At 55.4% G+C, this 26927-nt stretch carries 24 protein-coding genes and 1 tRNA gene; 10 read left to right on the plus strand and 15 right to left on the minus strand.

The window, feature by feature from the left end; translation table 11 throughout:
- Nucleotides 1–41: 41 nt before the first annotated feature.
- The 3 genes from ACI0CA_RS12470 to ACI0CA_RS12480 are packed head-to-tail and all read left to right on the plus strand — an operon-like array spanning nucleotide 42 to nucleotide 2264.
- On the plus strand, nucleotides 42–1127 hold the full coding sequence (locus ACI0CA_RS12470; protein ID WP_395590476.1) for a bile acid:sodium symporter family protein: 1086 nt from the start codon (nucleotides 42–44) through the stop codon (nucleotides 1125–1127).
- A complete protein-coding gene (locus ACI0CA_RS12475) occupies nucleotides 1124–1540 on the plus strand; it encodes a CidA/LrgA family protein (RefSeq protein ID WP_316519353.1) in 417 nt (138 codons plus the stop codon). Before ACI0CA_RS12470 ends, ACI0CA_RS12475 begins: the two co-directional genes overlap by 4 nt.
- Nucleotides 1530–2264, plus strand: a complete 735-nt coding sequence (locus ACI0CA_RS12480) for an LrgB family protein (RefSeq protein ID WP_308448897.1) — start codon at nucleotides 1530–1532, stop codon at nucleotides 2262–2264. Before ACI0CA_RS12475 ends, ACI0CA_RS12480 begins: the two co-directional genes overlap by 11 nt.
- A gap of 124 nt (nucleotides 2265–2388) precedes the next feature.
- Here ACI0CA_RS12480 and ACI0CA_RS12485 read toward each other — a convergent pair whose 3' ends face one another.
- Together ACI0CA_RS12485 and ACI0CA_RS12490 are read right to left on the minus strand one after the other, a co-directional pair.
- Nucleotides 2389–3894 (minus strand): MBL fold metallo-hydrolase, encoded by a 1506-nt coding sequence (locus ACI0CA_RS12485; protein ID WP_308448898.1) that lies wholly within the window; start codon nucleotides 3892–3894, stop codon nucleotides 2389–2391.
- A 24-nt stretch (nucleotides 3895–3918) separates the two neighbouring features.
- Complete coding sequence (locus ACI0CA_RS12490; RefSeq protein ID WP_418931760.1) at nucleotides 3919–4554, minus strand: GDSL-type esterase/lipase family protein; 636 nt, start codon at nucleotides 4552–4554, stop codon at nucleotides 3919–3921.
- 242 nt (nucleotides 4555–4796) lie between these two features.
- On the opposite strand from ACI0CA_RS12490, the gene ACI0CA_RS12495 reads away from it, so the two are divergent.
- On the plus strand, nucleotides 4797–5780 hold the full coding sequence (locus ACI0CA_RS12495; RefSeq protein ID WP_417422578.1) for a D-isomer specific 2-hydroxyacid dehydrogenase family protein: 984 nt from the start codon (nucleotides 4797–4799) through the stop codon (nucleotides 5778–5780).
- Between the two features lie 130 nt (nucleotides 5781–5910).
- Here the strand turns inward: ACI0CA_RS12495 and ACI0CA_RS12500 are convergent, their stop codons facing one another.
- The 6 genes from ACI0CA_RS12500 to ACI0CA_RS12525 all read right to left on the minus strand — a co-directional run bounded on the left by ACI0CA_RS12500 (nucleotide 5911) and on the right by ACI0CA_RS12525 (nucleotide 12780).
- The gene (locus ACI0CA_RS12500; protein WP_308448901.1) at nucleotides 5911–6108 is read right to left on the minus strand and encodes a hypothetical protein; all 198 of its coding nucleotides are present in this window, start codon (nucleotides 6106–6108) and stop codon (nucleotides 5911–5913) included.
- 91 nt (nucleotides 6109–6199) lie between these two features.
- Nucleotides 6200–7417 carry an aspartate kinase gene (locus tag ACI0CA_RS12505; protein ID WP_176820340.1) on the minus strand — a complete coding sequence of 406 codons (1218 nt, stop codon included), beginning with the start codon at nucleotides 7415–7417 and terminating at the stop codon, nucleotides 6200–6202.
- 42 nt (nucleotides 7418–7459) lie between these two features.
- The gene (thrB, locus tag ACI0CA_RS12510; protein WP_176820339.1) at nucleotides 7460–8356 is read right to left on the minus strand and encodes a homoserine kinase; all 897 of its coding nucleotides are present in this window, start codon (nucleotides 8354–8356) and stop codon (nucleotides 7460–7462) included.
- 24 nt (nucleotides 8357–8380) lie between these two features.
- Nucleotides 8381–9625 carry a homoserine dehydrogenase gene (locus tag ACI0CA_RS12515; protein WP_176820338.1) on the minus strand — a complete coding sequence of 415 codons (1245 nt, stop codon included), beginning with the start codon at nucleotides 9623–9625 and terminating at the stop codon, nucleotides 8381–8383.
- A gap of 24 nt (nucleotides 9626–9649) precedes the next feature.
- Nucleotides 9650–10087 carry an ACT domain-containing protein gene (locus tag ACI0CA_RS12520; protein WP_308448902.1) on the minus strand — a complete coding sequence of 146 codons (438 nt, stop codon included), beginning with the start codon at nucleotides 10085–10087 and terminating at the stop codon, nucleotides 9650–9652.
- 206 nt (nucleotides 10088–10293) lie between these two features.
- On the minus strand, nucleotides 10294–12780 hold the full coding sequence (locus ACI0CA_RS12525) for a transglycosylase domain-containing protein (RefSeq protein WP_412263906.1): 2487 nt from the start codon (nucleotides 12778–12780) through the stop codon (nucleotides 10294–10296).
- A 118-nt stretch (nucleotides 12781–12898) separates the two neighbouring features.
- Here ACI0CA_RS12525 and ACI0CA_RS12530 point away from each other — a divergent pair, with 118 nt between their 5' ends.
- Nucleotides 12899–13333, plus strand: a complete 435-nt coding sequence (locus tag ACI0CA_RS12530) for a hypothetical protein (protein WP_308448904.1) — start codon at nucleotides 12899–12901, stop codon at nucleotides 13331–13333.
- Between the two features lie 55 nt (nucleotides 13334–13388).
- Here the strand turns inward: ACI0CA_RS12530 and ACI0CA_RS12535 are convergent, their stop codons facing one another.
- The 6 genes from ACI0CA_RS12535 to ACI0CA_RS12560 all read right to left on the minus strand — a co-directional run bounded on the left by ACI0CA_RS12535 (nucleotide 13389) and on the right by ACI0CA_RS12560 (nucleotide 17283).
- Entirely contained in the window at nucleotides 13389–13583 is a 195-nt protein-coding gene (locus ACI0CA_RS12535) for an alpha/beta-type small acid-soluble spore protein (RefSeq protein WP_176820334.1), read from the minus strand.
- 395 nt (nucleotides 13584–13978) lie between these two features.
- Nucleotides 13979–15100 (minus strand): 5-methyltetrahydropteroyltriglutamate--homocysteine S-methyltransferase, encoded by a 1122-nt coding sequence (locus ACI0CA_RS12540; RefSeq protein WP_395507322.1) that lies wholly within the window; start codon nucleotides 15098–15100, stop codon nucleotides 13979–13981.
- Nucleotides 15101–15221: 121 nt separating this feature from the next.
- Entirely contained in the window at nucleotides 15222–16124 is a 903-nt protein-coding gene (locus ACI0CA_RS12545; RefSeq protein ID WP_412330800.1) for a LysR family transcriptional regulator, read from the minus strand.
- A complete protein-coding gene (locus tag ACI0CA_RS12550) occupies nucleotides 16121–16417 on the minus strand; it encodes a cysteine-rich small domain-containing protein (protein ID WP_417072911.1) in 297 nt (98 codons plus the stop codon). Before ACI0CA_RS12550 ends, ACI0CA_RS12545 begins: the two co-directional genes overlap by 4 nt.
- 76 nt (nucleotides 16418–16493) lie before the next feature.
- On the minus strand, nucleotides 16494–16910 hold the full coding sequence (locus ACI0CA_RS12555; RefSeq protein ID WP_412330799.1) for an RNHCP domain-containing protein: 417 nt from the start codon (nucleotides 16908–16910) through the stop codon (nucleotides 16494–16496).
- Complete coding sequence (locus tag ACI0CA_RS12560) at nucleotides 16900–17283, minus strand: RNHCP domain-containing protein (RefSeq protein WP_446806766.1); 384 nt, start codon at nucleotides 17281–17283, stop codon at nucleotides 16900–16902. The genes ACI0CA_RS12555 and ACI0CA_RS12560 overlap by 11 nt, the downstream gene beginning before the upstream one ends.
- Before the next feature lie 339 nt (nucleotides 17284–17622).
- Here ACI0CA_RS12560 and ACI0CA_RS12565 point away from each other — a divergent pair, with 339 nt between their 5' ends.
- Both ACI0CA_RS12565 and ACI0CA_RS12570 read left to right on the plus strand, forming a co-directional pair.
- Entirely contained in the window at nucleotides 17623–18417 is a 795-nt protein-coding gene (locus ACI0CA_RS12565) for a LytTR family DNA-binding domain-containing protein (protein ID WP_446806765.1), read from the plus strand.
- Nucleotides 18418–18653: 236 nt separating this feature from the next.
- Nucleotides 18654–18730, plus strand: a tRNA-Met gene (locus tag ACI0CA_RS12570).
- Between the two features lie 261 nt (nucleotides 18731–18991).
- Here ACI0CA_RS12570 and ACI0CA_RS12575 read toward each other — a convergent pair.
- Complete coding sequence (locus tag ACI0CA_RS12575) at nucleotides 18992–20482, minus strand: D-alanyl-D-alanine carboxypeptidase family protein (RefSeq protein ID WP_395507324.1); 1491 nt, start codon at nucleotides 20480–20482, stop codon at nucleotides 18992–18994.
- A gap of 132 nt (nucleotides 20483–20614) precedes the next feature.
- On the opposite strand from ACI0CA_RS12575, the gene ACI0CA_RS12580 reads away from it, so the two are divergent.
- From ACI0CA_RS12580 to ACI0CA_RS12590, 3 genes are all read left to right on the plus strand, one after another.
- Nucleotides 20615–21733, plus strand: coding sequence for an exonuclease SbcCD subunit D (locus ACI0CA_RS12580; RefSeq protein WP_395507325.1), 1119 nt, complete (start codon nucleotides 20615–20617; stop codon nucleotides 21731–21733).
- Entirely contained in the window at nucleotides 21730–24453 is a 2724-nt protein-coding gene (locus ACI0CA_RS12585; protein ID WP_446806764.1) for an AAA family ATPase, read from the plus strand. Before ACI0CA_RS12580 ends, ACI0CA_RS12585 begins: the two co-directional genes overlap by 4 nt.
- A 159-nt stretch (nucleotides 24454–24612) precedes the next feature.
- Nucleotides 24613–26868, plus strand: coding sequence for a hydratase (locus tag ACI0CA_RS12590; RefSeq protein WP_412264320.1), 2256 nt, complete (start codon nucleotides 24613–24615; stop codon nucleotides 26866–26868).
- Nucleotides 26869–26927: the final 59 nt, after the last annotated feature.

A 26927-nucleotide genomic window follows, 5' to 3' on the forward strand; every position in this document is an offset into this window, starting at 1 on the left:
TCTCTGCCGCCTGTTTTACGCTCAAAAAGGGGTAATTTCCTATGTCCGCATTACAGAAATTCAAAACATTCTTCTCCAAAAATGTGCTCTTGTGTTTGACGGTCCCCATGGTCGTCTTCTCCCTGCTTGTTCCGCAGCCGTTTGTGTGGATGGGCCAGAACATCTCGATTGACCTTTCCGGCATCCCGTTCCTGAAAGAAAACTTCCCGAGCTTCGGCTTTGTCAACATGCTCCTGTGCGTCATCATGTTCGGCATGGGCATGACGCTTAAAGCCGACGACTTCAAGTACATCTTCAAAAAGCCGACCGATGTGCTTATCGGCATTTGCAGCCAGTACGTCTTCATGGCAGGCTTCGGCTGGCTTGTCGCATCGCTGCTGTCCCTCACGGGTGTGGGTGACCCCACCGTCCGCGCACAGATTGCCGTCGGCCTCGTTCTGCTCGGCTGCGTGCCCGGCGGCACCGCGTCAAACGTCATGACGTTCCTTGCAAAGGGTGACGTGGCGCTCTCCATCACCATCACCATGTGCACCACATTGCTTGCGCCGGTGCTCACCCCGTCCCTCACGCTCGTGCTCGCCGGCCAGTGGATCGACGTCAACTTCTGGAACATGTTCATCAGCATCGTGCTCGTCGTCTTGCTGCCGATCCTCCTCGGTATCGCCGTACACACCGCGCTCGGCGACCGCGTAAACGGCCTTAAAGATTTCCTTGTCAAGGCTTCCACCGCCTGCATCATCCTCGTGGAGGGTCTGTGCGTCGGCCCAAACCGAGACCAGTTCACAACCCACGGCGTCACCGTCGTGCTCGTTACCGTGCTCGCCGTTGCGCTGCACCATGTGCTCGGCCTGCTCGCGGGCTACGTCACCGCCAAGGTGTTCCGTTTCAACGAAAAGAAGGTCCGCACGCTGTCGCTTGAGGTTGGTCTGCAGAACTCCGGCCTTTCCTGCACGCTCGCAAAGACCGCGTTCCCGGATACCATGGCCATCCTGCCCTGCGTCATCGCAACGGTCGTCCACCAGATCATCGGGCCTATCGTTGCCAGCATGTTCGCCGCAAAGCCGCTGCCTGAAGAGGCCGAGCCTGTTTCCGAAAAGAAAGAAGCAAAGGAGGCCGTCACCGCGTGAAGCACTTTTCCGAAATTTCCCTGATTGCAACGGTCTCGTTTATCGGTGAACTGCTGCACTACCTCATTCCCCTGCCCGTGCCGAGCAGCATCTACGGTCTTTTGCTCATGCTGCTCCTGCTCGTCACGCATATCGTAAAGCTTGACCACGTAAAAACCACGGCCGATTGGCTCATCACCCTCATGCCCGTCATGTTCGTCGGTCCCACTGTCGGTCTCATTGCAAGCTATGACAGCTACAAGGACATTCTCATTCCCATCATTGTCATCTCCCTCGCGACCACCGTCCTCACCATGGCGGTCTCCGGCCTGACCACACAGGGACTCATCCGTTTACAGACCAAAGAAGAAAAGGAAGAGCGCGCAGAAGCGCTTGAAGCATGCGAAAAGGAGGAACAAACCGATGTTAAATGATATTGCGTCGAATACCTCGTTTTTCGGCATCTTCATCACCGGCGTCGCCTATGTGCTCGCCTGCGCCATTCAAAAGCGCTTTAAGGCGTCCATTTTGAACCCGCTGCTCGTCTCCTGTGTGATTCTCATCATCTTCATGCTCGTCAGCGGCATCGATTACAACGTCTACCTGTATGGCAAGCCGAAAGCCGACGGCACATACGACGGCACGGGTGCCATTTTCTTCCAGAACATGCTCACCCCCACCACCGTTTGCCTTGCCATCCCGTTGTATGAAAAGCTCGTGTACCTCAAAAAGTACCCGGTCGCCATCATCGGCGGCATTTTGGCCGGCATGTTCGCGTGCCTCGGCGGCGTGCTTGTTTTGAGCATGGCATTCGGGCTTGACCACACCCAGTACGTCACACTGCTGCCGAAGTCCATCACCACCGCCATCGGCATGGGCCTTTCGGAAGAGCTCGGCGGCATGGTATCCGTCACCGTCGCGTCCATCATTGTGACGGGTCTCTTCGGCAACGTCGCGGCGGCCGCCATCTTCAAGCTGTTCCGCATCAAGCACCCGGTCGCCATCGGCGTGTCCTGCGGCACCGGTGCGCACGCCATGGGCACCTCCCGTGCGCGTGAGTTCGGCGAGATTGAAGAAGCCATGAGCGGCCTCTCCATCGCTGTGTGCGGCCTTTTAACCGTCGTCGGCGCATCCATATTTGCAATGATCCGGTTTTAAACCAATCCATCCAATTACGAGTAAATCCGCACCGGCCCCTGTTAAACGCTCAGACCGTGCGGATTTTTTATAAGCAAAGCCGCGCTCCCGGAAAACTCCCGAGGGCGCGGTTTTGTCTGTTCTTTTATTTTCTTACCGATTCCATAAACACCATATACGCGGTTTTATAGGTGGAGATAAATGCCGGCTCGCCGAAATTCATCGGGAACGGCTTCGCTTCGATTTTCTTTTCCAAAATGAGGTCGCACAGCGTCAGCATGTCGTCAATCTTCTCATAGCTGTTCGGCACATATTTGTCCTGCGGATCCTCGCCGCCCTCCTGCCGCCTGTGGCCGCCGAGGAACGCAAGCTCCGTATAGCCGGGCTTCTGCAATTTTTCTTTCAGACGCAGCACCGCGGCTTTATACTCCGAAATCGGTCGTGCAAGCGGCACCTGCATCCAAAGGCCGAATGCGTCTCCGGTAAACATGCACTTATGCGCGCGGTCGATGAACACGACGCTGCCCGGCGTGTGCCCCTCCACCTCGGCAACTTCAATTTGCACACCGCCGCCAAGGTCGATGACATCGCCGTCTTTGATGTCGATAACATCCTTTTCCGTAAAATTCTTGCCCGTACCGTCGTTTAAACGCGGCAGCAGCGGCACGTCTTTTTTGCTCATGTAGTATTTTTCGAACACATCGCCGCTCAGGAGATGGTCAATATGCGCGTGCGTCACGGCAAGCTCCACGGGCAGGGATGTCAGGCTCTCCGCCATTTTCCTCACGTTGCCGCCGCCAAGGCCGGTATCGATAAGCAGCGCCTTTTCTTTGCCCTCCACAAGGTACATGGAGTCGTTGTTGTAGTCCTCCATATAGAACACGCCCGGGCAGATGAACTCGATTTCATAGCGGTCAAAGCGCGTTTTGCCGAACATCCACTCCAGCGCTTCTTTGTTTTGGTACGCCGCCGTCCAAGAACCGTGCGGGTGCGTGTGGTACACGTTTTCCATTTCGCCCGCGGGATACTCCGTGTAGTGCGCGTCACGGTTGCCGGAGGAGCGCAGCGAGGACATCGCCATACGCGAGCCCACACCCACCGCGCCGTGCGGCGAGTGGTAATAGCCCGTCACCGGCACCACAGGGTCGTCTTCGGCGTGGAACGCCCACACAGGCACATCTTTTGCCGCGCGCAGCTTAAACGGCTCCGCATAGCCGCAAATCGGCATGGCCGCCGCGATCTTATGCGGGTAGCGCGTGAGCAGCTCCCACGTGCCCGCGCCGCCCATGGAAACACCCGTCACGTACAAGCGGCAGATGTCCACGGGGTACTGCGCCGCCATCTCGAGCAGCGATTGCGCCAGTAAATCAACATACGGTACCCAGCACTGTTCTTCCGGGCACTGCGGCGCGAGGACAAAGCACGGGTGCTCCGCCTGCCACGCGTCCGTCATAAATGTGTCCGCGCCCGGCGTGAAATCGAGTACCAAATTTAAATCGTCCCCGCGCTCGCCCGCGCCGTGCAAAAACAGAACCAGCGGGTACGTTTTGCCTGGCTCCGTCTTCGGCGTGTACAGCGCGGCGTTTAAGTACCGCCCGTCTTTTTTCAGTTCTTTTACGGAAATGTTCTTCTTTTCAATACCGTTGATCATACAAAATAACCTCCTCTAAAGGGTTCATTCCTCCAGCAGATACGGCATCAGCTTTTCGAGCACCACCGCGTAGCCGTTTGCGTACATGTGCATACCCTCAATGGTGTATTCCGCTTTCAAATTGCCCTTTTCATCCAGCAGACAGTCGAACACATTGATGTATGTGCAGCCGAGCTCCGCTGCCATTTTTTCCACTTCGGCGTTCACTTCTTTCAGCTCCGCATTCGTGCGCGCGCCGAACTGTGCCTTCACCGCTTCCGGGTCTGCGCCGGGCAGCTCGCGGTTCACGGGGTAATAGCTCATCACGTAAATTTTCGTCTCGGGCAGACGCGCCTGAATTTGCATCAGAATTTTTCTGTACCGGCTCATCAGGCGCTCGCGCTTATATTCCGGGCGGCTGATGTCATTTGTGCCGATGTTGATGAACACCTTTTTCGGCTCGAGGTCAAAAATCGATTCATCCATGCGCTCCAAAAGTCCGTCCGTCACGTCGCCGCCGATGCCGCGGTTGTACACGCGGATGCGCGGCTCCACGTTTTGCAGCATCTCGCTGATCGGGAACAGCTCACACAGCGAGGAGCCCGTAAATACGATCTCGCCCTTTTTCACGAATTTATTGAGGCACATAAAATTATGCACTTTCATTTCCCAGTCCGTCATATAAAGCACCTGATTTCATTCGTTTCATTTCACAGTCATTTTAGCACAAAATCCGCACAGATACAACCTGTATTCTAAACATTTTCCCCTCTTGACGTGAAAAACCGCAGCATATATAATAATCACATAGTAACACACTAACACACGAAAATTTACATTAAAGCGCTGTGGTGTAAGCACTTCAACGCGCAAAAGCAGACGTTGTAAACCGCTTGCGCATTACCGAAAAGAGGAATATAAAAATGAAAATTGCCGCTTATGAAGTCCGCCGGGACGAACAAAAAGACTTTGCCTTCATCGCCGAAAAGCGCGGCGTGGAGCTCACCGAAACAGAGGATAACCTGACGCTCGAAAACATCGATACGGTAAACGGGGCCGAGGGCGTCACAACACTCGGCCGCACACGTTTTGACCGCGCCCTGCTCACCGCCGTCCAGGAGCGCGGCGTAAAATACATCTCCACGCGCACCATCGGCGCAGACCACATCGACCTCACCGCCGCAAAGGAGCTCGGCCTCAAGGTGTGCAACTCCAACTACGCGCCGAACGGCGTGGCAGATTACACCGTCATGCTCATACTTCTCAGCCTGCGCAAGTATAAGCCCGCCCTGTGGCGCGCACAGGTCAACGACTACTCCCTTGCGGGTCTTCAGGGCCGCGAGCTGCGCAACCTCACCGTCGGCATTCTCGGCACCGGCAAAATCGGCGCGGCGGTCATCAAAAATTTGAGCGGCTTCGGCTGCCGCATTTTAGCAAGCGACATCCGCGAAAACCCGTCGCTCAAGGGACTTTGCACCTATGTGGATAACGAAACGCTCTACAAAGCGTGCGACATCCTCTCGCTGCACATGCCGCTTTTAGAGAGCACCCGCCACTTTGTGAACGCCGAGACCATTGCCAGAATGAAGGACGGCGTCACCATCATCAACTGCGCCCGCGGCGAGCTGATGAATATTCCGGATATGATCCGCGGCATTGAAACGCAGAAGATCGGCGCGCTCGCGCTGGACGTTTTCGATAAAGAAGACGGCATCTACCACGAGAACCGCCGCGACGACATCATCTCGAACCGCGATATGGCCTACCTGCGCCAGTTCCCGAACGTCATCATGACGCAGCACATGGCGTTTTACACCGACGCCGCCGTGCAGAGTATGGTGTTCTGCGGCATAGAAGGTCTGTGCGATTTCGCCAAGACCGGTCACACCGCGACCGAGCTTGTATAAATGTCAAATACGACGATGAAATCGAGCTCGTGCTCAACCTCTAAAACAAATCCCTAAAATCAAATACTGTGTACAGAAAAAGAGAAAACGTGTACCGAGCTTGCCCCGGCACACGCTTTCTCTTTTCTTTTTACCTTTTCTGGTTATACGTGCGGACTAAGCGGTCCACGTCGTTTTCGCTGTGAATTTCGTACTCGTGCTGTGTGAGGTATTCCTTCACTTCCTCGGGCAAGTCGTCGAAATCCTTGTGCCAGTCGAAAAGCGCCGCGCCCAAAACGTAGTTTTCCGGCCCCCAGTAGCCGTTCATGCCAAAACCGTTCGGAAACATAAAATCACCCCCGGGCTTAGTATGCGCCAAGGGGTGACTTCAAATTCATTTCCCTACAAATTCAAAAAATACCGTGCGTGTTTACGTCAGCTCACTGACCGATCTGCTCAAAGAACTTCGCGTGGATGGCGGCAACCGCCTTGTTCGCGTCTTCCTTCTTGATGAGCACGGAAATTTTAATCTCGCTCGTCGAGATCATCTGAATGTTCACGTTCGCCTCAAACAGCGCCTCGAACATATCGGAAGCAACGCCCGGGTGAGACTCCATGCCCGCGCCGACAATGGAAACCTTTGCCACGTCGTCGTCAAACACAACGCTGCTCGCGCCGATGGTCTCTACGTAAGACTGCATGAGCTCGATGGTTGCGTCCATCTTGTCCTTTTCCACGGTGAAGCTGATGTCCTTCGTGCCGTTTCTGCCGATGGACTGCAAAATAATATCGACGTTTACGTTCTTCTGTGCAAGCTTAGAGAAAATGCGGAATGCAAGGCCCGGCTTATCCGGCACGCCGATGACAGAGATTCTGGCGACGTTTTCGTCCTTTGCAACACCGCTGATGAGCATTTTTTCCACGTTGGTAGCCTCCTTAACGATCGTTCCCTTAGCCCGTGTCAGGCTGGAAAGAACCTCTAATTCAATATGATATTTTTTAGCCATTTCAACCGAGCGGTTATTCAGCACCTGCGCGCCCAGCGTCGCAAGCTCCAGCATCTCGTCGTAGGAGATGACGTCGAGCTTCCTCGCCGCCGGAATTTTGCGCGGGTCTGCCGTGTAAACGCCGTCCACATCCGTATAGATCTGGCACAGGTCGGCGTGCATGGAAGCCGCAATGGCCACCGCGCTCGTATCGCTGCCGCCGCGGCCCAGCGTCGTCATGTCGTCATACTTGTTGACGCCCTGAAAGCCCGTTACAACAACGATGTTGCGCTTTGAAAGCTCCGCCTTAATACGTTCCGGATTCACACGCTTAATGCGCGCGCTGCCGTAAGCCGTAGAGGTGGAAAAGCCCGCCTGCCAGCCAAGCAAAGAGACCACCGGGTAGCCCAAATCTTCAATCGTCATAGCAAGCAGCGAAGCAGAGATCTGCTCGCCCGCCGTCAAAAGCTGGTCCATTTCGCGCTTAGACGGGTTTCGGTTGATCTCTTTTGCTTTATCAATGAGGTCGTCCGTTGTATCGCCCTGCGCAGAAACCACAACGACCACGTCGTTGCCGTTCTTATACGTGCCGGTCACGATATCGGCGACATTTCTCAAATGCTCGGCGTCCTTAACGGAGGAACCGCCGAACTTCTGAACGATCAATGCCATAGAAACACTTCCCTTTCCATAACCCCTGTGGGATAATTCTCGTTATTCAATGATGATGCGCGCGCCCTGCGGGTCGGTATGCAGAAGCTCCACACGCCAGCCGTTGATGCCGCGGTCCTGTAAATGTGAATCGCATGCGCTCATAAACTCCTCCGCGCCCTCTGTGGGGATCATGGAGATGATGGTCGGGCCTGCGCCGCTCACATACGTGCCGAGCGAGCCAAGCTCGTAGCTCATGCGGAACACCTGGTCGTAATTTTCGATGAGGCCCGAGCGATACGGCTGATGGATCCTGTCCTGCACCGCCACGCGCAGGTTCTGCAGATCGCCGGAGAACAGCGATGCCGTCATTAAAGCGGAGCGCGAAAGGTTAAACACCGTGTCTTCGCGGGAATACTCCGTCGGCAGCACGCCGCGGGCTTTCTCCGTTTTGAGCTCGAACGGCGGGATCATCACCGCAAAGCTGATCTTGCCGGAAACCGGCACGGAAACGCTGTACACGCGCTTGCCCTCCATGGCAGAAGCGACAAGACCGCCGGAGATTGCCGGGCTCGTGTTATCCGGGTGCCCTTCAATCTGCGCCGCAAGGTTAATGAGGTCGCTCTGCGACATCGGCGAGCCAAGCATGCGGTTCGCGCCCAAAATACCGGCCACGATGCACGCCGAAGAACTGCCGAGGCCACGCGCCATCGGAATGTTGTTTTCCTGAATGATATGCAGACCCGGCAGCGTTTTGCCGCAGATCTGGTACAAATGCCGCGCCGCCCAGTAAATGAGGTTCGTCTCATCGGTCGGCACTTTGATCTTGTCCGTCGTCGTAATCTTCAGCTCGTCCGCTTCTTCCATCCACACGCGGTTGCACATGGTCAGCGCAATGCCGAGCGAGTCAAAACCGGAGCCAAGGTTGGCACTGGTTGCCGGAATATCGATTCGGATCATAATGCTTTCCCCTTTCCGCTTTTATCAATAATCGGAGATGCGAATACGGCCTTCAACCTTTACGCCGCGCGCTTCCAGCGCTGCCAGCTTATCGCTGAGTTCCTTCTCCGTAAGGTTTTCCACCGTAAAGCCCGCTTCACCCTGTACCGGTCTTTTCGCGAGCAGCGGCGTGATCTTGCCAAAGACGTCCGCCGCCGTGTTCAGCGCCGTATCGCTGTCCTTGGCGGAAACGCGCACGAATGCGGACGTTTCCATGCTGCCGAAATCCGCCACGTAGTTCGGCTTCGCATCCTCCCAGAAGAGGTACTTGCGCGCCTTAAAGTGCTTCACACAGTCGATGACGTCCGCCACAACGGCACTCGCCGTGGGCAGCTTGCCCGCGCCTTTGCCGTAGAACACCACGTCGCCCGTCGCGTCGCCGCGCACCATAATGCCGTTGAATACATCGTCCACGCTCGCAAGCTGGCTGCCGCGGTGCACGAACATCGGGCAAACCATAATATGCACCTGTCCGTTTTCGAGCTTCTTCACAGAGCCGATGAGCTTAATGACACCGCCCCAAACGTCTGCAAAATCGACGTCCTGCAGCGTGATCTTCGTAATGCCCTCTGTGTAAACGGAATCCGGGTACACGTGCGTGCCGAACGCCAAAGATGCCAAAATGCAGATCTTGCGGCAGGCGTCCAGACCCTCCACATCGGCGCTCGGGTTGCGCTCCGCGTAACCAAGCTGCTGTGCAAGCTTCAAAGCGTCTTCAAAGTTCATCTGCTCGCGGATCATCTTCGTCAAAATGAAGTTCGTCGTGCCGTTCAAAATACCGGCAATCTCCGTCACATCGTTTGCGGCAAGGCACTGGCTGATGGGGCGGATGATCGGAATACCGCCGCCGACGCTCGCCTCAAACAGGAAGTTGAGGTTATTCGCCTGCGCGATTGCAAGGAGCTCCGCGCCCTTTTGTGCCACAAGCTCTTTATTGGAGGTCACAACGCTCTTGCCGTTTTCCAGACACGCCTTCACAAAGTCATACGCCGGGTGCAGGCCGCCCATCACTTCCACGACGATTTGCACCTCGGGGTCATTTAAAATGACGTTGAAATCCTTCGTAAAGCGGTCGCTGTACGGCAGACCCGGGAACTCCTTTAAGTCCAGAATATACTTAACATGAATCTCTTCCTTCGCGCGTTTCGCGATGCTCGCCGCATGAGAGGTAAGCACCTCCAAAACGCCGGAGCCGACCACGCCGTGGCCGAGAACTGCTATGTTTGCCATTTCCATTTTCCTTTCCACGCGGATTTAACCGACGATGCTGTCAATCTTAATAACGCCCTGCACCTCAAAAAGGCGCTTCAAAAGCTCATCAATCTCAATGCTCATGTTTTCGCTTCGCGCCGAGACCGAAACGAACGCTTTGCCCTTTACCGGAATATTCTGGTTAATGGTCAGAATGTTCGCGTTCGCCTTATAGAATACCGTCAAAAGGTTCACAAGCACGCCGGGCTTGTCGTTTAACACGACCTGTACCGTCATAATGGAGCCCGTTTCCTTTTTTGTATACGGAAAAACGGCGTTTTTATACTTATAATATACACTGCGGGAGATGCCCGCCATCTTGACCGCCTCTGAGGTGTTTGAGGCTTCGCCGGTCTCCAGAAGCTGGTTCACGCGGATGACCTTCTGGTATACCTCCGGCAGAACGGATTCGTCGATCAAAAGAAACGATGTGTTTTCCATTGTCCACCACCTAAGTACGTTTGTATTGCGTCGATAAACAGTGTAGCACACTTTTCGGCAAAATTCAACCCAAATTTCTTTCCTTTCCCCCTTTTTCTTATTTTGGTCTATCTCATACAAAAAGCAACAGGACCCACTCTTAAAATGAGTGAGTCCTGCATAATACGCGTTAAATTTTTATCGTGGTCCGCATTCTGCAAACCGCTTTACGCCGCCGGTGTTTCCGGCTCTGTCGGCGGTTCCGGGGTCGGCTCTACCGGCGGTTCCGGGGTAGGCTCCGGCGTCGGTTCCGGGGTAGGCTCCGGCGTCGGGGCCGGCGTTGCGGTCGGGGCCAAGGTCGGCGTGGCCTCCGCCGTCGGCGATGCCGTAGGCTCCACGCTCGGGGACGGGCTCGGCTCTATGCTCGGCTCTATGCTCGGCGACGGCGTTGCCGTGGCGCTCGTCCTTGCAATGTGGTCGGATCCTCCGTCACACGTCCTCGGAATGTTGTTCTGCGAATACCAGCCGTTTGCAATGTGCACGCAGTTCGGGCCGGGGCGCAGGCCGCTGTCGCGGCAGTAGGAAAGCTGCACCACGTTGTCGCTCAGCACATAGCTGCCGCTGTGGAGGAAGTCGTAGTAGTTCGCTTCCATCCAGTCGATGATGCCGTTATACATCTTCTTTGCGCTGTTCGTGTCGTAGATCTCTTCCTTATATTCGTGGCCGTTCCAGATGCCGCACACGAAAGCGGTTGTGCCGCCCATGTACCACACGTCGTTGCTGTCTTCGGTCGTACCGGTCTTGCCGATCTGGTCAAGGTCATCGCGGCGCACCATATTTGCCGTGGGGTATGCATCCGTGTCCGTACCGTTGATCGGCAGGTGCAGCAGCTTATTCATAATGGTCGCCGTATCAAACGAGATTGCCTGCTCCTCGCTGTGATTCTGCTGGTAATCGTAGATCACGTTGCCGTCGTTATCCTCAATGCGGTACACGGTGTACGGGGTGTAATACTTGCCGCCGTTGCCGAAGATCTGGTACGCGCCGGTCATCTCGCGCACGGAAATACCGTTCGTCAAACCGCCGATGGCCACGCCGCCGACGTTGTAGGAGTCTTCCTCCGAAAGCGATGTGATGTGCAGGTTCTGCGTGAGGAACTGGTAGCTCACAAGCGGCGACATCTGGTTGATGAGCTGCGCCACCGGGGCGTTCAGCGATTCCGTAATGGCCTGATCCACATTCACCGTACCGGCGAACGTACCGTCAAAGTTGTTCGGGCCCTCGCTGCCGTCATCAAAGTAGTTCGGCAGCGGCTCATCCTTCAGCACGGTGCCGTACGTGATGAGATTGTTCTCCAACGCCGGCGCATACACGCTGATGGGCTTAATGGAAGAACCCGGCTGGTTCGTGGAGTACGAAACGTTGTTCTGCACGCGGTTGCCGGTCTTTTTCAAAAGCTCGTTGTCATCGTTTGCCTGGTTCGTGTTCACGCAGAGGATTCTGCCGTCATACTCCATCAGGCACACGCCGCTCCAAATGCCGTTGTCGCTCGTAAACTCCTGCCAGTTGTTTTTCAGGTAGTTTTCAAACGCCTCCTGCATCGGCACATATTCGGCGGAGTAGATCTTGAGACCGCCGTTATAAATGAGGTCGATTGCCATGTCGCGGTCGAGGTTTGCATACTGCATAAGCAGGTCAACGGTGTCGTTGAACACCTCTTCCTCGTACCAGTTCCACACCTCGGTGGAAACACTCTGGGTATCGGTCTCCTCTTCTTCGTCGTCCATTTCAAAGTCCACGCCGCGCAGCTTCAGGTTTGCGGATTGCTCCATCGCCTCGTCGTACTCCGCGCGCGTGATGCGCCCTTGGTCGTACATTTCGGAGATGACAAGCTCGCGGCGCTTGCGGTTCGCCTCCGGGTGGTAGAACACGCACAGCGCGGCCGGGTTTTGCGTCGTCGCGGCAATGGTCGCACACTCCGCAATGTTGCAGTCCCAAATGTCCTTGCCGAAGTAGCCCTTTGCCGCGGCCTCCACGCCGTAATAGCCGTTGCCGTAGTTGACAAGGTTCAGGTATGCTTCGAGAATTTCATCCTTAGTATACTTCTTTTCAAGATTCAGCGCCATGAAGATTTCCTTCACCTTACGCATGACGCTCACCTGATTTTCGCCCGTCAGGTTCTTGATAAGCTGCTGCGTGATGGTGGAGCCGCCGGCGGTATCGTTGCCGGTCGCCATGCCGTATACCGCGCCTAACGTGCGCTTCCAGTCTACGCCGTGGTGCTCGTAAAAGCGCTTATCTTCGATTGAGATCATCGCTTCCTTCATAATGTCCGGAATCTGCGTGAAATCAACGCGCGTGCGGATCTCTTCGGCGTTATAGCGCAGGCGCTGCGTCCATTCCGCATTGTCCACGCTGTCTATGTGCAGGGAATCCGTCACATACATAAAGCTCGATTCCTTCAGTTTAAAGGAAGCAAGGCTTGCGTTCATCTCCACACCGTGGTAGCTCCAAATGACGGCCGCCACGCTCAAGCCCACAAGGCAGCCGGTGATGATGCAGATGCAAAGCACCGTCTTGAGGAGCTTGCCGAACATGGTAAGCACCGCATGTGCCGTGCCGCCGGCCGCGCGGGCCGTTTCGCCGTCTGTACGGCCCATGGGTCTTCCGCTCGGCTGCGCCGTGTTGTACTTATTGATGTCTTTTTTCAGCACGTTTGACCTCCTGAAAAATCAAATTGCGCGGCAAAAGCGCACTTTGTCTGCATAAATTGGCAAACCTTGGCGATACTAAAGCCGCAGGGCAAATCCTACTTAGAAAGGATGTATAGTCATGAAAATGCGTCTTGAGTCCCTTATGCACGCCGCTCGGCAGCGGTACGGCGCATGGGCGGCGATCTTTATCCTTTTCGCCGCGCTGTGCACGCTTTCCGTGTTTTCCGCACGCGATGCGCGGGAAGCTGTGGCAGACCCCGCAAAAGCAGAAAGCGACTCTTCCGTTTATTATAGCCCAAACGATGCGGCAAGTCAAGAAACCGACCGGGAGAGCGCCGCAAATTCAGCAAATTTTAAGGAATACGAAACATTCTTCACCGTGCGCGCCTATAACGGCAGCGTGGCTGTTTTCAAAGACGGAAACGATGTGCCCCTTTACTGCATTGAAACGCCGCTTAGCAGCCTTACGGAGGAAGACCGCCGCCTGCTCGCCCGCGGCATTCGCGCCGAAACGCTCTCGGAAGCCTGCAAGCTGATTGAAGACTATGAATAAAAACGCAAAAAGAGGACGCCCGCTGCCGGACGTCCCCGATTTGCCTAAATGTCTTTTACTTCATGCTTTCTTCGTAGGACTTGATCATCTTTTTGACCATCTGGCCGCCGACGGAGCCCGCCTGGCGGGAGGTGAGGTCGCCGTTATAGCCCTGCTTGAGGTTGACGCCGACTTCGTTTGCGGCTTCCATCTTAAAGCGGTTCATCGCGTCCTGTGCTTCCGGTACCATCGTCTTATTGCTGCTGTTCATGTTTCATTCTCCTTTTTTCGGCGGCGCTTAACGCTGCGCCGCACTGCTTTTTTCGCGTTTGTTGTTCTTATTGTGCATGATGAAAGGAGCATTATGCGTGTCAATTTTTGCAAGAATGCGCAGTTTTTTGCGCCGCGCGGGAGAGAATATTCTCTCCCCTGTCCTTCTCCCGCTTCTCATTTTCGCTCTGAAAAATGAAAACTGAGATGCCGCATGCAGCTTATGCGGTACCTCTCTATTTCTTATTATAAGGATTCCGCCGCAAATGTCAAGTCAATTCAGAACATTTGTTTGTGGTTTTGGCGGACATCTTTTCAAAAAAAGACCGCGCAGGGCGTTTTCGGCGCTGCGCGGTTCTTGAAATCCTGTTTGATCGATGTGTATTGAAATAGAAATCACTTGCCCCAGACTTCCTCGGCGATCTCCTTTACAAGCGCGAGCTTTGCCCACTGCTGCTCTTCCGTAAGCTTGTTACCGACCTCGCAGGAAGCAAAGCCGCACTGCGGGCTGAGGCAGAGGTTCTCGAGCGGCACATACTTTGCAGCCTCGTGAATGCGTGCGATGACGGCGTCTTTATCCTCAAGCTCCGGGCGCTTGGACGTAATCAGTCCCAAAACGACTTTTTTGCCCGGTGTGACGAAACGCAGCGGCTCAAAACCGCCGGAACGCGCGTCATCGAACTCCAGATAGTAGGCATCGACATTTTCATGTGCAAACAGGCGCTCTGCGACCGGCTCATAGCCGCCCCGGCTGGCCCAGGAGGAATTGTAGTTGCCGCGGCAAATGTGGGTTGCAACGGTGAGATCATCCGGTTTGCCCTCAAGCGCGAGGTTGTTGACCTTCAAAAGCTGATCCATGATGTCGCCCATCTTTTCCGGCTCCACGCCGAACACAAACGGCGCGGCGGGGTCTACGCAAACGCCCCAAGAGCAGTCATCAAGCTGCAGGTTGCGGCAGCCTGCGTCGTAGAGCTGCTTGATGAACGCCCGATAGATCTTTGCAACGTCCTCGAGCAGCTCTTCGCGGTTCGGGTAGATTTTATTCGTCGTCTCCGCGTTCATCGGGAAGATCATCTGCTCGTAGAACTGTGCCGGAGACGGAATGGTCTGCTTTGCGACGGTGTTTTCGTCCTCAAGCGCCTGCACAAACCGGAAGTGCTCCACAAAAGGGTGCGTACCCGTCAGCTTTAATTTGCCCGTAAGGTACGTGTCATCGACGACCGCAAGGACATCGTGGAACGGGATGCCGCCCCTCGGCGCGGCGTGGCTGACGCCCTCAAAACCCCACATAAAGTCGAGATACCATGTCTTGCGGCGGAATTCGCCGTCGGTAAGGAGCTTATAGCCCGCCGCCTTCTGTTTTGCGACAAGGTCGCGAACGGCGGTGTCTTCGGCTTCCTTCAGTGCTTCGTAAGTGGTTTTGCCGGCTTCATAATCGGCGCGAATCTTCTTCAAATCATCCGGGCGCAGAAAGCTGCCGACATAATCGTAACGGTACGGAAGTTTGATATTTTTCATGTTGATCACCTGCTGTTTGAGTTTGTGCTTACAGTATACAGGCAAATTTTCGCCTTGTAAAATACAAGAAAAAAGCGGTTTGCCATAGGTTTTTGCTATGGCAAGCCACTTTCGGTTTGCATTATTGCATTGTGAACTTCTTTAAAGCGTCAATATAATATTGCGCAAACAAGCTCGGCTCCACGTTTTCGCGCGTGAGATAACCGATTTCCATGTAATCGTCGAGATTGAGCGGCACGGCGACGATATTTTTGCCGTTTAGACTCTCGTTGATGACGCCGCTGCAAATGGTGTAGCCGTTCAGCCCGATGAGCAGATTGAACAGCGTTGCGCGGTCACAGACGTGGATGTCTTTGGCGCACTCAAGCGTGCTCTGAATTTCCTCGGAAAAATAAAACGCATTGTGGTCGCCCTGCTCATAGGAAAGGCGCGGGTAAGGCGCTAAGTCCTCCAGTGTGACGCTTTTTCGCTTTGCAAGGGGATTTTCTGCACCCAAAAACACGTGCGGCCCCGCTTTGAACAGCGGGTGAAATCCCAGCCCGTGCGCCTTAATCGTCTTTTTTAAGACCGTCTCGTTGAACGGGTTTAAATACAAAACGCCGACTTCGCTTTTTAATAACGCCACGTCCTCGATGATCTCATACGTCTGCGTTTCGCGCAGGTGAAAATCGTACGTTTCGCCGCCGTGCTCCTTTAAAAGCGCCACGAAGGCCTCCACTGCGAACGAATAGTGCTGCGTGGAAACGCAAAAACGTCTGCGCACGGGCGCGCCGCCGAAATACCGCTCACGCATAAGGTCTAATTGGCTGTTCACCTGCCGCGCGTAGCCGAGAAATTCCTCGCCCTCCGGCGTTAAGGTCACGCCCTTGTTCGTGCGGCGGAAAAGCGTGACCTGCAATTCGTTTTCGAGCTCCTTAATCGACGCGGTGAGGCTGGGCTGCGCGATGAAAAGCCGCTTTGCCGCCGCGCTGATGGTGCCCGTTTCCGCCACGGCAAGCACATATTGAATTTGCGTAAGCGTCATGCGTTCTCCCCGCTTTCGGTTCTGTTTTCCGCTTCCAGCCGTTTTAATACGCCCAGAATGTCCTTGTAGCGCGCGATAACCTTTTGGTAGTTTTCACGTCGGTGCGGAAAAAGGCAGTTCGTGCAGTCCTTGACGCCGTTTTCTTTATATTGAAACGCGCCGCCGCAGTTGCGGCCCAAAGCGTAAAGCGGGCAGTAGCAGAAAAGACAGTTGAAATTTTCCGGGTCCGCGCCCTTGTGGCAGGGAAAATACTCGCATTCTTTATGCGCAAAATAGCTGTAATTTTGAGACATATTGGCTCCTTTTAAGCGTGCAGGGTACGCGTTTACGTGAACGTGAAGCTCGGGTTATGGTCACGTTTATCGCCTCTTATGCTTTGTCTTCCATGGTTTTCACCATGTTTTTGATGCGCTTTGGGTCGAGACGCGGGCTGCCGTAGGGGCGCAGGGCCAAAGCCATCAGCTTCATGGGATTATCGTCCGCCGCAATGCGATTAGAACCCATTTTGCCGCAAATCGTACAGCGGTGAATGACAGCCCACTCCCCGTTTTTGCGCACCCACACGCTGATGGGCTCCATGACGCCGTGGCACGCGGATGCGCGGTCGCCGGGCTCGTTATCCACATGGACGCTCGAAAGGCAGTACGGGCAATGGTTGCGGTGGTCGCTGCCTGCGCCCTCGGGCAGAATTTCGCGCCCGCAGACCTTGCATGTAAACGGGTCTAAGCACGCATGCTTTTTGTAGTAACCTTTTTCGTATTTTCTGCGCTTATTTTCACGGTTCACGGTCATATCCTCCTTTGTCGCCCGCGCCGCCCATCATGCGGGTAAGCTCCTCTATTTTTTCCAGCGGAAACGGCGGCATGGAAAGCGGCCGCCCGGCAATGGAAAGCAGCAAAACGGGGTCGTCCTCGTCCGAAACGGGCGTAGAGGCGATCTCGCCGCAAAGGCTGCACCGGCCTAAAATCTCCCAGCTGTCATCGGGCTTCACCCAAATGGAAACGGGCTGTAGCTTGCCGCCGCATTCGTAGCCCTCGCTGTCCTCTTCATGGACGGCGGTAAGGCAGCGCGGGCAGTGGGCATATTCTTTTTCGGACACGTTTTCCGCCGGCTCAAAGCCACAGGCAGGGCAGTGAAAACGCTTGGGGATATATTCCATAGGGTCGTTTCCTCCTTGTTTTTCGGGAAAATATCTATAAAAACAAGTATAATATGAATCGCCGCATTCGTCAATTCCGTAAAGGGAAAAACGCCTTGCATTCCTGATAAAAAGGGACAATATCGCACATAGAACTTTCGACAGTGCGCGGTATTGCCCTTGACAGATTGATCAAATTGGAATAGATGCGATCAGAATAACCGCTTACGTTCCCATAGAAATTTCTGCCTGTCTCATAGTTTCTTAAAAATTGTATTGATTTTAGCAGGGTATTGCAATATACTTTAATAAATACAACTTGTTTTTCGACAAATAAGACGTTTTTTTGCGAGGTGCACTATGACTACACAAGCTTTGCTGCAGCTTTCCGCCGACATTATAACGCGGTATTACAATAATGAGATCGAGCCGTTTCTGGCGGCCTGCCACCCGGACGTGCTGTGGATCGGCCCGGCAAATACACAGATCATCCGCACGCGCGAAACGCTCATCAAGACGTTTGCCGAAGAGCACCACAACCTGCGCTTTGAGATGCACGACCTTGTGACCGTGCCGCTCATGACGCCCAGCAGCAAGGTACTTGAGGTGCTGCTGTTTTTTGACGTAGACACCATTTGGCCGGACAACAGCATGCAGCGTGTAAAGCAGCGCGTTCAGCTTTCGTGGGTGGTGGAAGGCGGGCAGCCGTTCATCCGTGTGTGTCACGTTTCCAATGCACTCGATTACGATGATCGCGATGTGATCTACCCCGTGCACTATGGAGAAGATCGTGTGCGCGTGGCGGTGCTTTCCGGCGAGGACCGCGCGCCGCGCATCGTTTTAAAGGGCGCGAACAAGGCCATGCTGTACCTGCGCCCCGCGTATATCGATTACTTAGAAACAAGCGGCATGCACACCTATATTCACACACAAAACGACATACGGGAATCGACCGAGCGACTGACGGCGATCGATAAGCGCTACCCGGGACTGTTTCTGCGCTGCCACGAAAGCTACCTTGTGAACCCCGACCGCGTGACGGAAATCACCCGCTTTCATTTGACGCTTATAAACGGCACCACTTTGCCCATCCCCGAAAAGAAGTACACGGCCGTGAAAAAGCGGCTCTCGGAGATGCTGGCGAAAGAGAAATAAATTCCCCCACCGTTCATGTGGTTTCCCTCACCCCTATGGGATCCCGGTAACACCGGGTTATTTTTAACCTCTCGCACATAGGCAAAGCCTTACAAAGCGTCTATGTGTTCGACCTCCTTTACCGCGCTTTCATACAAAATACAGCACTTTACGAATTTTTAAATTTTTTTAAAAAAACACTTGCTTTTTTCGTTTAGCTGTTGTATAATAATTAAGCACTTGAGAAGTGAATATATCGCGGGGTGGAGCAGTTCGGTAGCTCGTCGGGCTCATAACCCGAAGGTCGTAGGTTCAAATCCTGCCCCCGCAACCAAAGAAACTCAGTTGTTCTTTTGAACAACTGAGTTTCTTCTTGTTTGGGCAAGTTTATGCCTGCGACTTTTCATTTATGCACCCGCGGCTCATAACCCGAAGGGGGCTGGTCGCCGGTGGCGACCGTCCAGCCCCGACCGAGCCGGCAGGTGAGAACGTAGGAGATTATAGTGAAATTTGCCTTACGGCAAGTGAACTGTTCGCTCCGTGAACGTTAAAACCCCGATTCCGCACATAGACGGATCGGGGTTTTGTTCTGTACTTATAAATCTCTGTATTTCTTTACGCGGCGGACTTTTTTGTTTTTACGGTTCATCAGGATGGCAAGGATAGCATACGCGGCAGCCAAGACCAGCAAAATGGTGGCCGTAACGATAAACCACGTGGAGGTGAGCACCTCCTGCCCCTGCTGCAAAACCTGCACAATCTCGCTGCGCTCCACGCTTTCCGCGGCGACGAGCGCAACGGTGGAAAGCTCCGCGCCGTTATAATAGAACGTGGCGGTACCGACGTAATCGCCCTTTTTGATGGGCGCTTTCACGCTTTCGGGCAGATCGAGCTTTGTGGTGATGGCGCCGCTTTCCAGACTGCTCGGCAGTGTTGCGGTGAGATTGCCCTGCGCCAGCACCTGCAGGCGGTCTTTGCCCCACGCGTATTTGAGGCCCACCTCGCCGAGAAGCTCGCCGTCTGTGACGAGCGTTTTGTTTTCGATATTCAAAAATGCCCAGCGGAACAGCGTCGCGGCATCGTACATTTCGCCGTGATAATCGATATGGTTGCCCTCGCTGTCGATATACGGGCTGCCCATGCACACGACAAGGTAACTGTACCCGTCATACGTAGCCGTGGCGGAAATGCAGTAGCCGGATTCATTCAAGGAGCCGGTCTTTACGCCGGTGGCATAGGTGTAATACTCATCGTCATAGCTCAAAAGCATACGGTTCGTCGTGGTGACGGTGCGTTCCTCGCTTGTCATGTTCGTCGGCGGCTGCGTGTAATACGTCTGCGAGGTGACGTCCGTAAAATACGGCATTGTCAGCGCATACTCCGTAATGGTCGCCATCTCGCGCGCGGTGGTGTAGTGGTTTTCATCATGCAGGCCGTGCGGGTTCACAAAATGCGTGTTCGTGCAGCCGAGCTCCGCGGCCTTCTTGTTCATCAGCTCCACACAGCTCATTTTGCCGTCACCGTCTTCGTCGTACTGCGGGTCGTCGGCCGTGATATTCAAAGAATCCACATATTTTGCAAGCGTCAGCGCGGCATCATTGCCGGATGGCACCATCATCAGGTTCAAAAGCTCATAGATGGTAAAGCTTTCGCCCGTTTGAATTTCCGCCAAAGACGAGCCCGTGCCCTCAAGCTCCTCGGCAACGCTTTCCGGCACCGTAGTGCGCGTGTTTTGCAGGTCGCTGACCGTTTCCGCCGTGACGATATACGTCATGATCTTCGTCATGGAAGCCATGGGGCGGCGCTCGTCCGGATTATATGTATAGACAACGGTATCGGTATCGAGGCTCACCATATAGATAGAAGCACTGTTCGGGTCTGTGAGCTTATCGCACGGAAAGCCCATTTCGCTGCTTTGGGCCACGACCGTGTTTGTCGTTGTGTCGGTTTCCGAAGTCGAGGTATCGGAAGCTGTGGAATTTTCGCTCGCAGTGCTTTCGGCTGTATCGGCCAAAACGCCGGTCGTCAAAACGGAAAGCGACAGCAAAACGCTTGCGCATATCGATAAAAATTTATGTTTTCTCACTGTTTATCCTCCAACGGACATGATATAATACTGTTAACTATTTTATTATTATAGCACGGTTTGGCACCCCTGAAAAGGTGCTCGCCGGCAAATTCAGAAAAAAGTCAGATTGAAAATTTAAAAGGAGACGCTATGCAGCTTTTACATATTGCAGACCTGCACTTCGGCAGGCTTTTGTACGGTCGCAGTTTAATGGATGACCAGCGGCATTTTGTGCGGCAGTCGCTTTTGCCTGCGCTGGATGAATATAAGCCCGATGCGCTGCTCATTGCGGGCGATCTGTACGACCGGCAGATTGCCTCGGTCGACGCGATTCATTTATTCGACGAGCTCATCGATGCGCTGTGCGAACGGAGCATCCCCGCCGTCATCATTTCCGGCAACCACGACAGCCCGGACCGCATTGCGGTGGGCAAAAGCCTGCTTGCGCGGCACGGCATCCATATCATCACGGAGCTTAAAGACACGTTTACGCCGGTCGAGATCGGCAACATACAGATTTTCCCGCTGCCGTACTTTGAAAACGCCCAGATGCGCGAAATGCTGGGCGATGAAACGCTGCGCGGTGCGGGGGCCTGCATGCGCGCGGCGGTAGAAAAAATGGAAAAAGCGTTTGACCCCGCGAAAAAGCACGTTTTGGTCGCGCACTGCTTTGCGGCGGGGGCCTCCACCTCCGATTCCGAAAGCCGCCTTTTTGTCGGCGGCGCGGGCGATGTGCCGACGGATGTCTTCTCCCCGTTTGACTATGCGGCGCTCGGGCACCTGCACGCGGCGCAAAGGGCAGGCGACACGGCGCGCTACGCGGGCTCACCGCTCAAATATTCCGTAGACGAAGCGCACCAGAAAAAGAGCATGACGCTCGTCACGCTCGGCGACACGGTGGAAACAACGTGCATCCCCGTAACCCCTCTGCACGACGTAAAGCGCATAGAGGGTACGTTTGCGGCGCTGCTCGAAAACGGGCAGGCGGCGCCCAATGAAGACTATGTGGAAATTCTGCTCACCGACGACGAGCCGGTTTTCCGCCCGGCCGACCGACTGCGCCCCTATTACCCGAATGTACTCGGCGTGCGCAGCACGTGGTTTTTAAAGCAGCACGCAGGCACGCAGGCGGAAGCCGATCTGCACAGCCGCAGCCGCGCGGAGCTTTTCCGCGGCTTTTTAAAGGAGGTCTGCGGTGAGGAAGCGCAGCCGGAGGACGAAGCGCTGCTGGCGGAAATTCTAAAGGAACTGGAGGGCGATGCAACGTGAGACCGATCCGTTTGGAGCTTTCGGCGTTTGGGCCGTATCTGGAGCACACCGTCATTGATTTTGAAAAGCTGAACGAAGCGGGGCTGTTCCTCATCACCGGACAGACGGGCGGCGGCAAAACGACGCTGCTCGACGCCATGAGCATCGCGCTCTTTTATAAATCGACGGGCGGGCGGCGCACGTTTCAAGATATGCGTTGCCTTGCCGCCGCAGACAGCGACCGCACCGAGGTCGTCTATCATTTTGCGCTCGGCGAAGACGAATATTGCTTCCGCCGCGCGCTGTACCGCCGCAAAAAGCGCGGCAGCGACGATTTTATCACCGAGGAAGAAAACGAGTGCAAGCGCCGCACGGCAGACGGCTGGGCGCTTGCCGCTTCGGGTGCGGCGCGCAATGTGACAGGCTACGCGGAAAACCTGCTTTCCCTCACCGCCGAGCAATTTTCGCAGGTCATCGTGCTGCCGCAGGGCAAATTCATGCAGCTTCTGCGCGCGAATTCTACCGAAAAAGCAGCCATTTTGAAAACGCTTTTCTCCTGCGAGCTATGGGAACGCATCGCGATGAAATTTACGGAGCGGCAAAAAAAGCTGTACGCAAAGCGCGAAACGTGCGAGACAAAACTGAAATCGCTGCTCGAAAAGCATGGCGCGGAGACCGCCGAGGCACTCGCCGCGCAAACGGAAGCGCTTCGATTAGAATGCGCACGAACCGAAAAAGCGCTCGCCGCCGCGAAAGAAGCACTGACGCTCGCACAAAAGCAATACACCCGCGCACTGCAATTTGAGCAGTGCCAAAAAGCCGAGACCGATGCCGAAGCGCAGCTGAAAACCGCCGAAATGCGGGCAGCTTCCGCCAAAGCGCAGTATACGCGCGCCGAGCAGAACCGCGCGGGACTTACAAAGCTGACCGCCGAAAAAGACACACTTTTAAAACGAAGCGAACAGCTGCGTGCGGAGCAGGAACGCAGCCTGCAAAAGGAGCAGCTTTTAAAAGAACTGCGCGCCGAGGAGGAGCGCGAGCGCGCCGTGCAGAAGCAGGCTGAGGACGACCGCCAAAAGCTGCCGGAGGTGCTGCGGCGCATCGCGGTAGGCGAAGCATTCACCGAAAAGGCCGATGCCGCAAAAGACCGGCTCGCGTCGCTCTTACAGACGCAGACCATCTTAAGCGAACAGCTTGCCGCGCTGAAAACGCGCAGTGACGCCGCTAAAATCGAAGCGCAGTGCAAAAAATTGTGGGGAGCTGCCGAAGACGCGGCGCGCACCGCGCGTCTGACCGTCGTGGGGCAGGATAAGCTGCTCTCGGCGGCAGAAGCCAAATGGAATCAAAACAGCGCCGCCGCGCTCGCCACTGGGCTCACGGACGGCACGCCCTGTCCCGTTTGCGGCGCGGTGCACCACCCCGTGCTCGCCGTGCCGTGCGCAGGCGAGACGACAAAAGAAGAACTTGATGCGCTGCGCAACAAGCTTGAAGACCTGCGGCAGGAGCAAAGCCGCGCCGAGCAGACGGCCGCCGCCGCAAAAGCGCGGCACGAGGTCGCTTTCGCACAATTAAACGCCGCAAACGATGCCGCAAAAAGCATCACAGAAAGCGAAGAAGTGCTCACAGCGGCCTATACTGCGGCGCAAACGGCGCTCAACGAAGCACAAAAGCTTGCAGCGCAGGCGCCGGCCGCACACAAGAAACTTGAGACACTCAAAGCGGAACGCGAAGCGCTTATGCAGGTCGAAAGCCGCCATAACGCTGCGCTTGCCGCCTGCCGCGCCGCTTTAGAAGAAAAACGCCGCCAATTAAGCGCCATGGACGCCGTACGCGATGCGGCGCAAATCACATTGGAGATGACCGAAATACAAAAGCGCATTCGCGTGCTCGAGCAGGAGACCGCAGCGCTTGAGGAAGCGTTCCACGCCGCGGAAAACGCGCTTTCTGCCGCAAACGAGGCCGTAAAAGCTGCCGCACAGCAGATGTTCGCCGCAAAGGAAGCGAAAAATGCCCTCGGCGCAGCGCCGGAAAAGGACCTTCCGCAAAGCAAAGCGGAGCTGGACGCAAAAAGCACCGAAACGCAGACGCTTTCCGTGCAGCTTGGACGCTTTGGCTCCGACCTGCGCACCATTGCGGAAAGCGCCGCCGCCGTGCAGCAATACACGGAGGAAGCCGCCGCGCTCGACGTACAGTACAGCCGCGCAGCAAAGCTTGCGGGGTACGTGACCGGCCGCAGCAACGCCTTGCGCGTGCCGCTTTTGCAGTACGTACTCGGCATGATGCTCGACGAGACCATCCAGAGTGCAAACCGCTTTTTCTCCGTTTTAAGCCGCGGGCGCTACGCCTTGCAGCACAAGCAGGGCAAAAGCGGCGCGGGCTACGGCGGGCTTGACATTGAGGTTTTGGACGGCATGAGCGGCACGTGCCGCTCCGTAGAGACACTTTCGGGCGGCGAGCAGTTTTTGGCATCCCTTTCCCTTGCGTTCGGGCTTTCGGACGTGGTGCAGAGCTACTCGGGCGCGGTGCGGCTTGATTCCATTTTCATCGACGAGGGCTTCGGCTCGCTCGATACCGACACGCTCGATACCGCCATGCGCGCGCTCGAGAGCATCCGCCAAAGCGGGCGCGTCGTCGGTATCATCTCTCACGTTTCGGAACTGCAAAGCCGCATCCCGACGATGATCCGCATTTGGAAGACCGCTTCGGGCTCCGCCGCAGCAAAAGTCATCGCGGAAGACTGAACCGTTTTTGAACAAAATGAAAAAGCAGAAATGCAAATTGCAAATCCGCCTTTATTATGCTATACTGAAAGCAACTAAGCGCAGGATTTTCTGCGCGGCCATGCAATGCTAAAAGAAAGGATTGCTTCCGGGCTCCTTCGGAAGTTTCGGTGAATGAATATGGTAAAGCTTTATGACGGCGGCGTTTACCTTGTGAACGGCACAGAGATCGTGCCGGAAGCCGCTGCACCCGAGACCTATCAAAAAGACACGGCAAAACAGGGTACCATTGCCTATTCCATTTTAAAAGCGCACAACACCGCAGAGGATATGCAGAACCTGCGCTTAAAATTTGATGCGCTCGCCTCGCACGACATCACGTTCGTCGGCATCATTCAGACGGCGCGCGCCTCCGGCATGGAGAAGTTCCCCATCCCCTACGTGCTCACAAACTGCCACAACAGCTTGTGCGCCGTGGGCGGCACCATCAACGAGGACGACCACGTGTTCGGCCTTTCCGCCGCACGCAAATACGGCGGCATTTATGTGCCGCCCCACATGGCGGTCATTCACCAGTACATGCGCGAGGCCATGGCGGGCTGCGGCAAAATGATTCTCGGCTCCGATTCCCACACGCGCTACGGTGCGCTCGGCACCATGGCCATCGGCGAAGGCGGCGGCGAGCTCGTCAAGCAGCTGCTCGAAAACACGTACGATGTCGCGTACCCCGGCGTTGTGGCGGTGTACCTCACCGGCAAGCCGCGCCCGGGCGTGGGCCCGCAGGACATCGCGCTTGCCATCATCGGCGCGGTGTTTAAAAACGGCTACGTAAAAAACAAGGTCATGGAGTTCGTCGGCCCCGGCATCAAGAGCATGACGACCGATTACCGCAACGGCGTGGACGTCATGACGACCGAGACCACATGTCTCACCTCCGTCTGGTGCACAGACGACGACACGAAGGCGTACCTTGCAAAGCACGGCCGCGCGGACGATTACCGCGAGTTAAAGCCGGCCGACGTGACATACTACGACGGCTTGGTCTATGTAGACCTTTCCACCGTAAAGCCGATGATCGCGCTGCCATTCCACCCGAGCAACGCGTTTGAGATTGACGAGCTGAACGCGAATCTCGGCGACATCCTGCGCGAAGTAGAAAAGGAAGCCGCGCGCTTGACGGAAGGCAAGGATATCGAATTCAGTCTGACGGATAAGATCACCCCAAAGGGTTTGCAAGTGCAGCAGGGCATCATTGCGGGCTGCGCGGGCGGCACATATACGAACGTCATGGCGGCAGCGCACATCTTAAAGGGCGCGCAGTGCGGTCAGGGCGAATTCACACTGGACGTCTACCCGTCCTCACAGCCGGTGTTTATGGACCTGCTCGCAAAGGGCGCCATTTCCGACCTCATGGCGACGGGCGCCATCGTGAAGACTGCTTTCTGCGGCCCGTGCTTCGGCGCAGGCGACACACCGGCGAATAACGCGCTGAGCATCCGCCACGCCACACGCAACTTCCCGAACCGCGAAGGCTCCAAGCCGGGCGCAGGCCAACTGAGCGCCGTCGCACTCATGGACGCACGTTCTATCGCGGCAACGGCGGCAAACGGCGGCATTCTGACCTCCGCCGAAAAGTACGCGGACAACTATGAGGTGCCGGAATACAACTACGATGATTCCTCCTACCGCGCCCGCATTTACAACGGCTTCGGCAAGGCAGAGCCGGAGGATAAGCTCATCTACGGCCCGAACATCAAGGATTGGCCGGAGCAGGAGGCACTTGCGCAGAACATTCTGCTGCGCGTCTGCTCGAAGATCATGGATAAGGTCACAACGACCGACGAATTGATCCCGTCCGGCGAAACGTCTTCGTACCGCTCCAACCCACTGGGGCTTGCGGAGTTCACACTCTCCCGCCGCGACCCCGGTTACGTGCAGCGTGCAAAGGATGTCCGTGCACTCGAAAAAGCGAGACTTGCGGGCGAAGCACAAAGCGATGAAGCTCTGAAAAACGCACTCGGGAAAGTGAAAAACATCCTGCCCGACGTCGATGAAAAGACAATCGAAATCGGCAGTGTCATTTACTGCGTGAAGCCCGGTGACGGCTCTGCGCGCGAACAGGCGGCAAGCTGCCAGCGCGTCTTGGGCGGCCTTGCGAATATTTGCTCCGAGTACGCCACCAAGCGCTACCGCTCCAACGTGATGAACTGGGGCATGCTGCCGTTCCAGATGAAGAATGAACCCGCCTTCGAGATCGGTGATTATATCCTCGTCCCGAACGTTTTGGACGCCATGGACGGCGATATGCAGAGCATTAAAGCGTATGTGCTCGGCGATGAAGTAAAGGAGATCGAGCTTTACATCGCCCCGATGACGGAAGACGAAAAGAAGATCGTCAAAGCCGGCTGCCTCATCAATTTCAACCGCAAGAATTAAAGTAAAGCATAAGAAAACGGCGAGTCCTGTTCAGGATTTCGCCGTTTTTGTATGCATTT

This window comes from Hominenteromicrobium mulieris, from assembly GCF_046197855.1.
GTDB classification, from domain to species: Bacteria; Bacillota; Clostridia; order Oscillospirales; family Acutalibacteraceae; genus Hominenteromicrobium; species Hominenteromicrobium mulieris.